The following is a 14,229-nucleotide window of genomic DNA, read 5'->3' on the forward strand; positions in this document are numbered from 1 at the left end:
GTGAGCAGCAAGGGAACGCACCGCCGACGGCGGCTGCGCGGCCCCGTCGTGATCGCCGCGGTGCTCGGCGCGAGCGGCCTCGTCGCGCTCCTCGGGCCCGGGCTGCACTCCGCCGACGCCGCCGAACTGTGCAACGGCCGCAAGGCCCGCACCCTCCACTTCCGTACCGGAGAGGTCCGCGTCTACCGCGACAAGGGCTACGTCTGCGCGGTCGCCGTCGCCGACAAGGCCGGGACCCCGCAGGCGATGTCCGTGACCGTGCAGGCCCGCGGCAGCGCGGCGGTCGCGGACCAGGGCACCTTCAAGTACCACGCGGGCCCGGTCAAGGTGCACGCGGGACACCGCTGCGTCTGGGTGCGCGGGAAGATAGGGGACAAGTCGGTGAGTTCGGGGTGGATCCTCTGCTAGTGCCGCTGCCGCTGCCGCTGCCCTGAGCCCGGGCGGCTTCCGGCCCCGGCCGCGAGCCCGTCCGCCTCCCGCCCCCGCCACCTGCACGGCCCAACGCCCCCGCCCGCCCCCTCCGTATCCGTCCGTCGTGTAACAGCGGGCCCACGGCTGCCCGGCGAAGCACCACAGGTCCCGGCAACCCCTGGTGCCACGCCCCCGGCTTCGCTAGGTTCCGGGCACACGTGTGTCTACACAGGAGGGTGCATGCGCAAGGCACTCAGATGGGTTCTCTCGCTCGCGGTGCTGATAGGCGCCGCGGGCACGGTGCCGGCGGCCACCGCCGCCGCGAAGCCGGAGCCCGACGACATCAAGGACCGGCTCCTCGCCGTCAAGGGGATGAGCCTGGTTGAGGAGAAGCCGTACGACGGCTACCGCTACTTCGTCCTCAACTACACCCAGCCGGTCGACCACCGGCACCCGTCCAAGGGCACCTTCAAACAGCGCATCACCGTGCTGCACAAGGACACCAACCGCCCGAGCGTCTTCTTCACCAGCGGCTACAACGTCTCCACGACGCCGAGCCGCAGCGAGCCGACGCAGATCGTCGACGGCAACCAGGTGTCGATGGAGTACCGCTTCTTCACTCCCTCGCGCCCCAAGCCCGCCGACTGGTCCAAGCTCGACATCTGGCAGGCCGCGAGCGACCAGCACCGCATCTACAAGGCGCTCAAGCCGATCTACGGCAAGAACTGGCTGGCCACCGGTGGCTCCAAGGGCGGCATGACCGCCACCTACTTCGAGCGCTTCTACCCCAAGGACATGGACGGCGTCGTCGCCTACGTGGCCCCCAACGACGTGAAGAACGACGAGGACTCGCGCTACGACGAGTTCTTCGAGAAGGTCGGCACCAAGGAGTGCCGCGACCGCCTGAACGCCGTGCAGCGCGAGGCCCTGGTCCGCCGCGAGCCGCTGGAGAAGCTGTACGCCGCCTACGCGGAGAAGAACAAGTACACCTTCAAGACCATCGGCACCCTCGACAAGGCCTTCGAGGGCGTCGTCCTCGACCTGGTCTGGGGCTTCTGGCAGTACTCGCTCCTCGCGGACTGCGACCAGGCCCCCGACGCCAAGACGGTGACCGACCAGGCCCTCTTCGACTACATCGACGAGGTCGGCGGCTGGAGCTCCTACAGCGACCAGGGCCTGGAGCCCTACACGCCGTACTACTACCAGGCCGGTACGCAGCTGGGCTCGCCCGACATCAAGCTGCCGCACGTCGCCGACCTGTCCCGCTACGGCTACCAGCCGCCGCGGAACTTCGTGCCGCGCGACATCCCGATGAAGTTCGACCGCGCCGCCATGAGCAAGGTCGACAACTGGGTGCGCCACAAGGCCCGTTCGATGATGTGGGTCTACGGCGAGAACGACCCCTGGGGCTCCGAGCGCTTCCGCCCGGGCCACGGCACCAAGGACACCTACGTGTTCACCGCGCCCGGCGCCAACCACGGCGCCAATGTCGCGGGCCTGGTCGCCGACGAGAAGGCGAAGGCCACCGCGCGCATCCTCGACTGGGCGGGCGTCGCCCCCTCGGCCGTGGAGAAGGACCCGAAGAAGGCGAAGCCGCTGGCGCGCTACGACGCCGAGCTGGACCGCCACGAGGTCGAGCAGCACCACGGTCTGCGTCCCTGACCTCCGGGGCTCTGACCTCCGAGGCACCGGCCTCCGAGGCGTGACCTTCGAGGCACTGGCCTCGGAAGCACTGCCTTCCAGGGCACGCACATCCATGGCCGCCGTCCCTGACGGATGACGGCCGGGCGGGCGCCCGCAGCCGTACCCCGGCGCGGGCGCCCGCGCACGCACCGGCGTGCACCTCATCCGCGCGCCCGCGCCCCCACCCGCGCGTCCCGCCCTTCCGCACCGCGCGCCCCGCTTTCCCGCACCGCGCGTTGCGCCGTCCCGCACCGCGCGTCGTCCCGCCTTCGCGTACCGATCGCGCCCCGGAGCGCTGAACCCCGCCGTTTGCGGGTACCCGTGCGTCACCGTGCCCGCCGCACCATGGGCGGCACCGTCACCCGCGGAGAGACATGAGCCCTCACACCCCGGCGGAGCCGGACACCCGCCCGGCATCCGCCGCGTCCCGTCCCGTCTCGCCCTTCCGGCCCGGCGACTGGGCCCGCGCCCGCACCGCGCTGCGCCGCGTCCCGGTCCGGATGTGGAACGACGACGTCTCCGACCACGCGGCGGCCCTGACGTACTACACCGTGCTCGCCCTGCTGCCCGCGCTGCTGACCACCGTCTCGCTGATCGGGCTCTTCAGCGACACCGCCACCGAGACCCTGATCGCGGACGTCACCCGCTGGGCGCCCGCCGAGTCCGGGCGGACCCTGAACGAGACCCTCGAACAGACCGCCCAGGAGCGCTCGGCCGCGGTGACCGTCGTCATCGCCGGTTTCGCCAGCGCCCTGTGGTCCTCCTCCAGCTACCTCGCCGTCTTCCGGCGCGCCCTGCACGCCATGCACGGCATCGAGGACCACCGCACCCCGCTCGGCCGCGCGCACCGCCTGGTGCTGACCGCGCTCGCCCTGCTCCTGCTGCTGCTCAGCAGCGCGGTGGTCCTGGTGGTCGGCGGCCCGCTGGCCTCGGTGCTCAGCCGCCACCTGGGCTTCGGCGACACCGGCGCCACCGTCTGGTCCCTGCTGCGCTGGCCGCTCCTGGTCTGCCTGGTCGTCCTGCTGGTGCTGATCCTCTTCCGCAGCGCGCCCAAGCAGCGCCGGGGCGTGCGCCGGACCCTGCCCGGGGGCCTGCTCGCCGGGGTCCTGTGGCTGGTCGCCTCGGCCGCCTTCAGCCTGTACGCCACCGGCCTGGACACCTACAGCCGCCTGTACGGCTCCCTCGCCGGGGTCATCGTCTTCCTGATCTGGCTGTGGATGGCCAACCTCGCGCTGCTCACCGGCGCCCAGTTCACCGTCGAACTCCACCGGACCATGCCGGGCGAGCAGTCCGGGACCGAGGCCCCGCGAGGCTGACCCGGCCGCCCGCCCCGCTCAGTGCCCGGAGCCGTAGTGGCCGCCGAGCTGGTCCCGGTAGGCGGGGTCGCCCAGGTGCTTGTCCTTGTCGAACTCGGGGGCCGCCTTGATCTCGTCCTTGGTACGCGAGACGTGGATGTTCCGCTCGTCGTGGTCCACACGATCCACGGTCCCGGCCGGAAGCAGCACCGTCTTCCCGAAGATCCACACCCCGGTGTCGACGACGAAGTACTGCGCGCCCACCTCGTCGGAGTGCTTGTCCACCTTTCCGATATGCCCGTCGACCGCCTCGACCTTGTAACCCGTCAGATCGGCGTCCGGGGTGTGACCGGAAGTCGGCTGATAGTTCCAGAGGTACTCGCTCATGAGGATTCTCCCTTGGCTTTCTCGCTCTTCGTACGCGGTAATTCCCGGAATACGGGAGAGGAGCGGAGCCGCCCCTCTCGGCAGCCCGTGTGCCCCTTCGTACGGGAGTCATTCAAGGGCGGGTCGCGCGATGCGGGGAGAGCCCCGAAAGGCGAGGTCAAGGGGGCAGAGAAGGGTTCGGGGAATGCGTGTCCGGGAGCGGGGCGGAGGTTTTCTTGTTTACGCCGGGGAGTGCCGGACAGGAGAGTGGTACGGACCGAGGCGCACCCCGGGGAAATTCCGGTCCACCGGATGGCCAGGGCGCGCCGGATGTCCGCGCACCGCATTGCCGAACAGGTACGGGAGTTGAGTCAGATGGCCGCCGAGGAGAAGAACCAGGCGAAGACCGAGCAGCTCAAGGGCAAGCTCAAGGAGACCCTCGGCCGGGCGGTCGGAAACGAGCGGATGACCGCCGAGGGTCGCGCCGAGCAGTCCAAGGGCGATCTGCGCCAGGCCAAGGAGAAGGCCAAGGACGCCTTCGGCCACTGAGCCCGCGGCCCGGGGCGGCGTACCGCCCCGACAGACATGCGCCGGGGGCGCGGAGTGCATGCTCCGCGCCCCCGGCGCACTGTGTCTCCGTAGGAGGCGTATCGCCTCCCAGACCTTAGACCTCAGTACGAGAGGCCGTACCCCACCGGATACAGCTCCTTCGTGGGGTCGTCCGCGCGGCGCACCGGCACCGGCAGCCGGCCCTCGGGCGCCACGCGGCCCGCGAGCACCCGGGCGGCGGCCCTGACCTCCACATCGGTCCAGGAGTACGCGGCCACCACCGCGTCGGCGCCCGGCAGTTGGGCCACGTCGTACGGGTTGCGCACCGCCACCGCGATCACCGGGACCCCGGTCGCCGCGAGCGCGTCCACCAGCTTGCGCTGGCCGCCGGTGGCCGTGACGTTGTAGGTGGTGACCACCACCGCGTCCTTGCCCTCGGCCGCGGCCACCGCCGCGTCGATCTGGGCCTGGGTGGGCTCGGTGCCGGTGGGCAGCGAGTCGGCGGTGAAGCCGAGGCCGGTCAGTTCGCGGGCGAGCACGGCGGTCGGCGGCCCGGTGGTGCCGGTCGGCGAGGCCGGGTCGGCGCCGGCCACGAGGACCTTCCGGTGGCTCCGGCGGCTCAGCGGGAGCAGCCGCTCCTTGTTGACCAGCAGGGTGGTGGTGGACTCCGCGAGGCGGTCCGCCTCCGCGAGGTGCGAGCGGCGGCCCACCACCTCGTCCACCTCGCGCCGGCTCACGTACGGGTCGTGGAAGAGCCCCAGCTTCGCCTTCAGGCGCAGGATCCGCAGGATCGACTCGTCGAGCCGCGCCTCGGTCAACTCGCCCTCACGCACGGCCTTCAGGACCGCGTTCCAGGCGACCTTGAGGTCCGGCGGGTTGAGCAGCTGGTCCACGCCCGCCTTCAGGGCGAGCACCGGGACGCGGTCGTCGCCGTACTTGGTGCGCACGCCCTCCATGCCGAGGGAGTCGGTGACCACCACCCCGTCGTAGCCGAGCTGTTCGCGCAGGATGCCGGTGAGGATCGGCCGGGAGAGGGTCGCCGGGTCCTCGGAGGGGTCCAGCGCGGGGACCATGATGTGCGCGGTCATCACCGAGTCGATGCCCGCCGCGATCGCCGCCTTGAACGGTGGCGCGTCCAGGGCGTTCCACTCGGCCACGCTGTGCTCGATGACCGGGAAGCCGTAGTGGCTGTCGGTCTCGGTGTCGCCGTGGCCGGGGAAGTGCTTGGCGGTGGAGGCGACCCCGGCGCCCTGGTAGCCCTTGACCTGCGCGGCGACCAGGCCCGCGACCGCCTTCGGCTCGGAGCCGAAGGAGCGGACCCCGATGACCGGGTTGGCCGGGTTGACGTTCACGTCGGCGTCCGGCGCGTAGTTCTGCCGCACGCCCAGCGCGCGCAGTTCGGCGCCCGCGATACGCGCGGCGGCGCGCGCGCCGGAGCGCGAACCGCTCGCCCCGAGCGCCATCGCGCCCGGCAGCAGGGTCGCGGGCTTGCCGATCCGGCAGACGATGCCGTGCTCCTGGTCGGTGGAGATCAGCAGCGGCAGCCCGCCGGGCCGGGAGAGCCCGGCCTTCTGGATGCCGTTGGACAGCGCGGCGATCTGGTGCGGGTCGCGGGTGTTGTGCGCCCAGGTGAAGTAGATGATGCCGCCGACGTGGTACGTGCTGATCAGCTCGGCGGCCGTGCGGACGCCGATCTCCTTGAGGTTGGCGTCGATGTCGGCCTGGTCCGGGGCGGTCGCGGAGTGCCCGTAGACCCGCATCACGAAGAGCTGGCCGACCTTCTGCTCCAGGCTCATCCGGGACAGCAGCCGGCGCAGCGCGCGGTCGTCGTGGCCCTTGCCGGGGGTGGTGGCGGCCGCGGCGGGGGAGAGGGCGCCGCCGACGGTGAGCGCGGCGGCGCTGCCCGCGGTGGCGGTCAGCAGGGTCCGTCTGGTGGTGCCGGAGTCTCGGTCGTGCACGTGCGCTCCTTAGCTGGCGGTGTCGCCGACGGCCGGGTACGGGGGCGGGCGCGGGGCGCACTCGCCCGGCAACGTCCGTGCTTCCGTTGCCGGTTGCGGGAACGGAGGGCGGCAGGCGGATGGTTCGGGACGGGTCGCGGACTGGTTGAAGGAAACTTCCGTGGAGCACGGATAGCCCGAAAATTTCTGCCAGTCAAGAGATCCGGACGTCTCCGGCGCGGATGGCGGGAGCCCGTTCGCCGCCGTCCGCTGCCCGTTCGGCGCCCGCCTCCGGCCCGGGGCCAGGGCACCCCCGGCGGGAAAGCGGCAGCTCAGTCGCCGGTTCCGGCCGAGAGCAGGGTGTCGAGCCGGGCCCGGCCCGCCGCGAGGAGCGGGCCGAGCGGCGCCGCCTCCTCGTACCAGCGCTTCTCGTACTCCCAGCACAGCCAGCCGCCGTAGCGGTGGCCGCCGAGGGCGCGCAGGGCCGCGCGCAGCGGCAGCACCCCGGCGCCGAGCGGCAGCGGGGTGGTGTCCTCGGCCGAGGCGATGTCCTTGACCTGGACGTAGTCCGGCACCGCGCCGAAGGCGGCCAGGCTCTGCGCGGGGCTCTCGCCGCCGAGCCAGGTGTGCATCAGGTCCCAGAGCGGTCCGGCGCCCGCCTCGCTGCCGGGCTCCCGCTCGCGGACGGCCGCGAGGACCCGGGCCACGTCCGCCGCCCTGCGGTGCGAGTCATGGGTCTCCAGGAGGACGCGTACGCCGAGCGGTGCCGTCTCCCGCGCCGCCGCCGCGAGCCGCCGTACCGCCGCCGCGTCGGCCTCCTCGCCGGGGGCCGTACCGCCGCCGGGGAAGACCCGTACACAGCCGGAGCCGAGGTCGTGGGCGAGCCGGGCCAGCGCGCGGATCTCGGCGAGCACCGGCTCGTCCGGGCCGGGCGCCGCCACCTGCGGATAGCCCGCGACGGCGCTGACGACCACCCCGGCGTCCCTGAACTCCCGTGCGGCGGCGGCCCGTTGGCCGGTGTCCAGGCCGGGGTGGACCGGTTCCTCCGGGTGCGCGCGCAGCTCCACGCCCTGGTAGCCGTGGGTGGTGGCGAGGCCGAGTACCGTCTGCAGGTCCATGCCCGGGACGCCGAGCGTGGAGAAGGCGAAGCGGGGACTGTTCACTGTGCTCCTCGGATTGCGGGACTCCAGGATCGCCTACGGGCCGCCGCGCCCCGGGCGGCGCCTCGCGGACCGTGCCGGGTGCCCTCAGCCCCGGGCCGCCGCCCGCTCCCGTACCGGACCGGTCGAGTCCCGGACCGTCAGCGTGCCCTCCACCGGGAGCACCTCGCCGGGGCGGGCCTCCATGCCGAGGGCGATCCGGCCCGCGCGGGCGCCCGCCTCGGTGAGCGGCAGATGGATCGTGGTCAGCGAGGGCACCGCGTCGGCGCTGAAGGGCAGGTCGTCGAAGCCGGTGACCGAGACATCGCCGGGCACCGCGAGACCGGCGTCCCGCAGGGCGGCGCAGGCGCCGAGCGCGAGGCTGTCGTTGGCCGCCGCGACGGCCGTCAAGTCCGGTTCGCGGGCGAGGAGTTCACGGGTGGCGGTGTATCCGGCGCCGCGCTCGTAGGGGGCGTGCACGCTGAGCGGCTCCGGGTCCGGGAGCCCGTAGGCGGCCAGCGCCTCGCGGTGGCCCTCCAGCCGGTGCCGGGTGGTGGTGCGGCCCTCGGGACCGGCGAGGTAGCCGATGCGGCGGTGCCCGAGCGCGAGCAGGTGCTCGGCGAGCAGGCGGGCCCCGGCCCGGTTGTCGAAGGGCAGCGCGGTGGACTCGGTGCCGGTCAGCGGCGGCCTGCCGCAGAGCACCACCCGGGTGCCGGACTCCTCCAGGCGCCGCACCTTGGCCGCGACCGCCTCGGTGTGCTCCGGGTTCTCGTCGGCGCTGCCGGTGAGGACCACGGCCGCGGCCCGCTGCCGCTGGAGCAGGGTGAGGTAGGTCAGCTCGCGCTCGTGGGCGCCGCCGGTCGCGCAGACCACCGCGAGGCGTTCGCCGCCCGCGCGGCCGCCGCTCGCCCCGATCTGCGACTGCACGGCCGCCGCGATCACCCCGAAGAAGGGGTCGGCGATGTCGGCGACCAGGATGCCCACCAGGTCGGAGGTGGCCGCGGCGAGCGCGCTCGCGGGCCCGTTCAGTACGTAGTCGAGGTCGGCCACCGCGCGCAGCACCCGCTCCCGAGTGGGGCCCGCCACCGGGTAGTTGCCGTTCAGCACCCGGGAGACGGTGGCCGGGGAAACCTGCGCACGGGCCGCCACGTCCGCCAGGGTCACGCTCATCTCGCCGTCCTTCACCGTCCGTCACCGTCACCGGCGGCCCATCGGCCCCCTGTGCACCAGTGTCGCAGGATCCCGCCCCGCGGGGGACCTCCCGGAAGGGGCCGGGAATCCGGGCGGCGGCCGACTGCCCGGGGAGGAAGTGCGGACAAGAAGTGGGGGCGACGTGCGGATCACTCGCGGGAATCGGGGTACCGGGCTTGCTGCCGGTCCGTCGGCGCGGTCCCGCCCCGCCGGTGGAACCGCTTTCTCTTCCGTATCCGCAGATACCCGTGGGGGGTTCCATGATGGTCTCAACCGGCCGACTGCGCGCGAGACTCGGCCTGGTGGCCGCGGTCGCCGCGCTCGCGACGGCGGTGACCGCGAGTCCGCAGGCGGCGGCACCGGCGCCGGGTTCGGTCGCCACCGCCGCCGAGCTGCAGGACGCCACCCTCGGCTACCGGGCCACCGCCCGGGGTGACAGCGCGGTGCCGGGGGCCACCGCCGCGGCGCCGTACAAGAAGCTGTGGGCGCGCGACTTCGGCCAGGTGGTCTCGGCTCCGGTGGCCGTCGGGAACCGGGTCTTCGCCGTCGTCAACGCCGACCAGGGGGACGAGGGCGGCCCGCGGATGGAGCTGGTCGGGCTCGACGCCGCCACCGGCAAGGACCTGTGGCCGCAGAAGTTCCTCACCTTCCGGCCGAACGCCACCGTCACCTACGGCGGCGGACTGCTCTACACCCAGACCTCGGACGCCGAGGTGACCGCCTGGGACCCGGCCACCGGCAAGCAGCGGTGGCGGGCCGAACTCGGCAACGGCTACTGCCAGTTCCCGCCGACCTGGTACGAGGGCGTGCTCTACACCCACGACGGCCGCGGCCAGGCGATCGCGCTGCGGGCCACGGACGGCGCCGAGTTGTGGCGGGCGCCGCTGGCGGAGAACGGCTTCACCAATGTCGCCGTGGACGCCACCGGGGTCTGGATCGGCTTCGACGACATCGCCTACCAGCTCCTGGACCGTCGGACGGGCCGGGAGATCCGCCGCATGGAGGTCCCCGACGTCTCCGGGCCGGGCGGCAACCCGGGCGTGCTCGGCGACGGCGCCCTGTGGCTGCGCAGCAGCACCTACCAGGCCGAGAAGACGACCGCCTTCGAGCAGAAGACCGGCCGGGCGCTGCGCTCGCTGCCCGCCGACGCCACCCCCGCCTTCGGCCCCGGCCGCGCCTACGTCGCCTACCGCGGCAAGGTGAAGGCGCTGGACACCGCCACGTACAAGACGGCCTGGACGTACACGAGCCCGGTCGGGGCGGCCACCGTGCGCCTGGTCGCGAAGAACCAGGTCCATGTGTCCGACGCCGACGGGCAGTTGGTGGTCCTGGACGCCAGGACCGGCCGCACGGTGTGGTCGTACCGGCTGTGGCCCGCCCCGCATCCGCAGGAGCCGATCCGGGCCGAGTCGGACTGGAGCGGCTGGACGGTGCCGGGTGTCGCCACCGCCAAGGGGCGGCTCTTCGCCCCGGCCGCGGAGGGCTTCCTGATCGGCTTCGGCAAGGGCTGAGCGGGCCGACCGCCCGGTCGGCGCCCCGGCGCCCCGCCCGCTGTCGGCGGCAGGCGGTAGCGTCGGGGCATGTCCGGTCTTTCGGTGGTCGAGGGCGTCCTCGAACGGATCACGTACGCCAATGAGGACAACGGCTACACGGTCGCCCGCGTCGACACCGGCCGCGGCGCGGGGGACCTGCTGACCGTCGTCGGCTCGCTGCTCGGCGCGCAGCCGGGGGAGTCGCTGCGGATGGAGGGCCGCTGGGGCTCGCACCCGCAGTACGGCAAGCAGTTCACCGTGGAGAACTACACCACCGTGCTGCCCGCGACCATCCAGGGCATCCGGCGCTATCTCGGCTCCGGCCTGATCAAGGGCATCGGCCCGCGGATCGCCGACCGGATCACCGAGCACTTCGGCCTGAAGACCCTCGACATCATCGAGGAGGAGCCGGGCCGCCTGGTCGAGGTGCCCGGGCTCGGTCCCAAGCGCACCCGGCTGATCGGCGCGGCCTGGGAGGAGCAGAAGGCGATCAAGGAGGTGATGATCTTCCTCCAGGGCGTCGGCGTCTCCACCTCCATCGCGGTGCGCATCTACAAGAAGTACGGCGACTCCTCCATCGACGTGGTGCGCCACCAGCCCTACCGGCTCGCCGCCGACGTCTGGGGCATCGGCTTCCTCACCGCCGACCGCATCGCCCAGTCCGTCGGCATCCCGCACGACAGCCCGGAGCGGGTGATGGCGGGCATCCAGTACGCCCTGTCCCAGTCCACCGACCAGGGCCACTGCTTCCTGCCCGAGGAGCAACTCCTCAGCGACGCCGTCAAGTTGCTCCAGGTGGACAGCCAGCTGGTCATCGAGTGCCTGGACCGCCTCGCCGCCCAGGACGAGGGCGTGGTCCGCGAGCGGGTGCCGGGCCCCGAGGGCGGCGAGGAGGTCACCGCGGTCTATCTGGTGCCCTTCCACCGCGCCGAACTCTCCCTGTCCGCCCAGGTGTTGCGGCTGCTGCGCACCGAGCAGGAGCGGCTGCCCGCCTTCGCGGAGGTCGACTGGGACAAGGCGCTCGGCTGGCTCGCCGCCCGTACCGGCACCGAACTCGCCCCGGAGCAGCGGGAAGCGGTACGCCTCGCGCTCACCCGGCGGGTGGCGGTGCTGACCGGCGGTCCCGGCTGCGGCAAGTCCTTCACGGTGCGCTCGGTGGTGGAGCTGGCCCGCGCCAAGCAGGCCAAGGTGGTCCTCGCCGCGCCCACCGGCCGGGCCGCCAAGCGCCTCGCCGAGCTGACCGGCGCCGAGGCCTCCACCGTGCACCGGCTGCTCGAACTCAAGCCGGGCGGGGACGCCGCGTACGACAGGGACCGGCCGCTCGACGCCGATCTGGTGGTGGTCGACGAGGCTTCCATGCTGGACCTGCTGCTCGCCAACAAGCTGGTCAAGGCGGTGCCGCCGGGCGCGCACCTGCTCTTCGTCGGCGATGTGGACCAGCTGCCGAGCGTCGGCGCGGGTGAGGTGCTGCGCGATCTGCTGGCGCCCGGCAGCCCGGTGCCCGCGGTGCGGCTGACCCGGATCTTCCGGCAGGCCCAGCAGTCCGGCGTGGTGACCAATGCGCACCGCATCAACTCCGGTACGCCGCCGCTGACTTCGGGCCTGGACGACTTCTTCCTCTTCGTCGAGGACGACACCGAGGAGGCGGGCCGGCTCACCGTGGACGTCGCCGCCCGCCGCGTCCCCGCCCGCTTCGGCCTCGACCCGCGGCGCGACATCCAGGTCCTCGCGCCCATGCACCGCGGCCCGGCGGGCGCGGGCACCCTCAACGGCCTGCTCCAGCAGGCGATCACGCCCGCCCGCCCGGACCTGCCGGAGAAGCGCTTCGGCGGCCGGGTCTTCCGGGTCGGCGACAAGGTCACCCAGATCCGCAACAACTACGAGAAGGGCGCCAACGGCGTCTTCAACGGCACCGTCGGCGTGGTCACCTCGCTCAGCACCGAGGACCAGCGGCTGACCGTACGCACCGACGAGGACGAGGAGGTGCCCTACGACTTCGACGAACTCGACGAGCTGTCCCACGCCTACGCGGTCACCATCCACCGCTCCCAGGGCAGCGAGTACCCGGCCGTCGTCATCCCGGTCACCATGAGCGCCTGGATGATGCTGCAGCGCAATCTGCTCTACACGGCGGTCACCCGCGCCAAGAAGCTTGTCGTCCTGGTCGGCTCCCGCCGGGCGCTCGGCCAGGCCGTGCGCACCCTCTCGGCGGGCCGCCGCTGCACCGCCCTCGACTTCCGGCTCTCCGGGGCCTCCGCCGCGCCGCGCTGAGCGGGTGCCAGGGCGGTACCGGAGGAGCCCCGGCCGAGGTCCGGACGCGCCCCGATGTGGCCCGGAGCGGGCCAATCCGTCGGCCGGAGGCGGGCCCGCGCGGCCCCTGTCCTGCCGCCTCCCCGTCCCCGTGCGAAAATTTTGATCGATCAAACGAGTAGGAAAGGTCACACTGCTCTTCCGGAACCGGGGCGAAGACGGGCAGGATGAGCAGGTTGCGCGGCACTCAGTGCCGCGGATAGGCCTAATGGTCGACCCCGAGTGCACTCTCCTGAGCCAAATGGGGGAGGGTAGAGACAGTCAGGGCACCTCGAAGATGAGGCACTACGTCGGTGAGGGAAGACGTGAGCGACAACACCCAGAACAACGGCGCGGTAGTAGTCCGGTACGGCGACGGTGAGTACAGCTACCCGGTGGTCGACAGCACCGTCGGCGACAAGGGCTTCGACATCGGCAAGCTCCGCGCCCAGACCGGCCTGGTCACCCTGGACAGCGGCTACGGGAACACGGCCGCGTACAAGTCCGCCATCACCTATCTCGACGGCGAGCAGGGCATCCTGCGCTACCGGGGCTACCCGATCGAGCAGCTCGCCGAGGGTTCCACCTTCCTGGAGGTGGCGTACCTCCTGATCAACGGCGAACTGCCGACGGTCGACGAACTCGCCACCTTCCGCAACGAGATCACCCAGCACACCCTGCTGCACGAGGACGTCAAGCGCTTCTACGACGGCTTCCCGCGGGACGCCCACCCGATGGCGATGCTGTCCTCGGTGGTCAGCGCGCTGTCCACCTTCTACCAGGACAGCCACAACCCCTTCGACGAGAAGCAGCGGCACCTCTCGACGATCCGGCTGCTCGCCAAGCTCCCGACGATCGCCGCGTACGCGTACAAGAAGTCGATCGGCCACCCGGTCGTCTACCCGCGCAACGACCTCGGCTACGTCGAGAACTTCCTGCGCATGACCTTCTCGGTGCCGGCCGCCGAGTACGAGCTGGACCCGGTCGTGGTCTCGGCGCTCGACAAGCTCCTGATCCTGCACGCGGACCACGAGCAGAACTGTTCGACCTCCACCGTGCGCCTGGTCGGCTCCTCGCAGGCGAACATGTTCGCCTCGATCTCGGCCGGCATCTCCGCGCTGTGGGGCCCGCTGCACGGCGGCGCCAACCAGTCGGTCCTGGAGATGCTGGAAGGCATCAAGCAGTCCGGCAGCGATGTCGACACCTTCATCCGCAAGGTGAAGAACAAGGAAGACGGCGTGAAGCTCATGGGCTTCGGGCACCGCGTCTACAAGAACTTCGACCCCCGGGCGAAGATCATCAAGTCCGCGGCGCACGACGTCCTCTCGGCGCTCGGCAAGAGCGACGAGCTGCTCGACATCGCGCTCAAGCTGGAGGAGCACGCGCTGGCCGACGACTACTTCGTCGAGCGCAAGCTCTACCCGAACGTCGACTTCTACACCGGCCTCATCTACCGGGCCATGGGCTTCCCGACCGAGATGTTCACGGTGCTCTTCGCGCTGGGCCGCCTCCCGGGCTGGATCTCCCAGTGGCACGAGATGATCAAGGAGCCGGGATCGCGCATCGGCCGTCCCCGGCAGATCTACACCGGCGTGGTCGAGCGGGACTTCGTCCCGGTCGAGCAGCGCTGAGCCGCACCGCACCCCCGCACCACCCCGCACCGCCCGCCCGGCGCAGGAAGGGCGTCCACCGGACGCCCGCTCCGCGCCGGGAGCACGGCGGCACGCGGACAGCGCCGCGCAGCACGGCACCGGAACACAGCGCCGCACGGCACAGAACGCGGAAAAGCGCCCCGTCACCAGTCCCCCCACGGGCCGGCGATCGGGGCGCTTTCCAT

The 14,229-nt window shown here is 72.3% G+C and carries 11 protein-coding genes; 7 read left to right on the forward strand and 4 right to left on the reverse strand.

Annotation, left to right across the window (positions count from 1 at the left end; genetic code table 11):
* The 3 genes from MID12_RS22060 to MID12_RS22070 all read left to right on the forward strand — a co-directional run bounded on the left by MID12_RS22060 (position 1) and on the right by MID12_RS22070 (position 3,410).
* Positions 1 to 408 carry a hypothetical protein gene (locus MID12_RS22060; protein ID WP_263170182.1) on the forward strand — a complete coding sequence of 136 codons (408 nt, stop codon included), beginning with the start codon at positions 1 to 3 and terminating at the stop codon, positions 406 to 408.
* 243 nt (positions 409 to 651) lie between these two features.
* Positions 652 to 2,073 carry a S28 family serine protease gene (locus MID12_RS22065; RefSeq protein WP_040253303.1) on the forward strand — a complete coding sequence of 474 codons (1,422 nt, stop codon included), beginning with the start codon at positions 652 to 654 and terminating at the stop codon, positions 2,071 to 2,073.
* A gap of 395 nt (positions 2,074 to 2,468) precedes the next feature.
* Positions 2,469 to 3,410: a YihY/virulence factor BrkB family protein gene (locus MID12_RS22070; RefSeq protein ID WP_052482536.1), complete on the forward strand. Its 942-nt coding sequence runs from the start codon at positions 2,469 to 2,471 to the stop codon at positions 3,408 to 3,410.
* Between the two features lie 18 nt (positions 3,411 to 3,428).
* On the opposite strand, the gene MID12_RS22075 is transcribed toward MID12_RS22070, so the two are convergent.
* Positions 3,429 to 3,776 carry a PRC-barrel domain containing protein gene (locus MID12_RS22075; protein WP_263170185.1) on the reverse strand — a complete coding sequence of 116 codons (348 nt, stop codon included), beginning with the start codon at positions 3,774 to 3,776 and terminating at the stop codon, positions 3,429 to 3,431.
* Between the two features lie 354 nt (positions 3,777 to 4,130).
* Between MID12_RS22075 and MID12_RS22080 the strand changes: the two genes are divergently transcribed.
* Positions 4,131 to 4,304: a CsbD family protein gene (locus MID12_RS22080; protein ID WP_070083145.1), complete on the forward strand. Its 174-nt coding sequence runs from the start codon at positions 4,131 to 4,133 to the stop codon at positions 4,302 to 4,304.
* 122 nt (positions 4,305 to 4,426) lie between these two features.
* Here MID12_RS22080 and MID12_RS22085 read toward each other — a convergent pair whose 3' ends face one another.
* The 3 genes from MID12_RS22085 to MID12_RS22095 all read right to left on the reverse strand — a co-directional run bounded on the left by MID12_RS22085 (position 4,427) and on the right by MID12_RS22095 (position 8,550).
* Positions 4,427 to 6,262 (reverse strand): glycoside hydrolase family 3 protein, encoded by a 1,836-nt coding sequence (locus MID12_RS22085; protein ID WP_040253308.1) that lies wholly within the window; start codon positions 6,260 to 6,262, stop codon positions 4,427 to 4,429.
* 311 nt (positions 6,263 to 6,573) lie between these two features.
* Positions 6,574 to 7,359, reverse strand: coding sequence for a sugar phosphate isomerase/epimerase family protein (locus tag MID12_RS22090; protein ID WP_263173361.1), 786 nt, complete (start codon positions 7,357 to 7,359; stop codon positions 6,574 to 6,576).
* A gap of 129 nt (positions 7,360 to 7,488) precedes the next feature.
* The gene (locus MID12_RS22095) at positions 7,489 to 8,550 is read right to left on the reverse strand and encodes a LacI family DNA-binding transcriptional regulator (protein WP_040258072.1); all 1,062 of its coding nucleotides are present in this window, start codon (positions 8,548 to 8,550) and stop codon (positions 7,489 to 7,491) included.
* Positions 8,551 to 8,831: 281 nt separating this feature from the next.
* Between MID12_RS22095 and MID12_RS22100 the strand changes: the two genes are divergently transcribed.
* The 3 genes from MID12_RS22100 (at position 8,832) to MID12_RS22110 (ending at position 14,023) form a co-directional block, all read left to right on the forward strand.
* Positions 8,832 to 10,082 carry a PQQ-binding-like beta-propeller repeat protein gene (locus MID12_RS22100; protein ID WP_263170190.1) on the forward strand — a complete coding sequence of 417 codons (1,251 nt, stop codon included), beginning with the start codon at positions 8,832 to 8,834 and terminating at the stop codon, positions 10,080 to 10,082.
* 69 nt (positions 10,083 to 10,151) lie between these two features.
* A complete protein-coding gene (locus MID12_RS22105) occupies positions 10,152 to 12,374 on the forward strand; it encodes an ATP-dependent RecD-like DNA helicase (protein ID WP_263170193.1) in 2,223 nt (740 codons plus the stop codon).
* A 332-nt stretch (positions 12,375 to 12,706) separates the two neighbouring features.
* Entirely contained in the window at positions 12,707 to 14,023 is a 1,317-nt protein-coding gene (locus MID12_RS22110) for a citrate synthase (protein WP_186095463.1), read from the forward strand.
* The last annotated feature ends 206 nt before the right edge of the window (positions 14,024 to 14,229 follow it).

The sequence above is a fragment of the Streptomyces sp. SCSIO ZS0520 genome (assembly GCF_025643355.1).
In the GTDB taxonomy this organism is placed as follows: Bacteria; Actinomycetota; Actinomycetes; order Streptomycetales; family Streptomycetaceae; genus Streptomyces; species Streptomyces physcomitrii.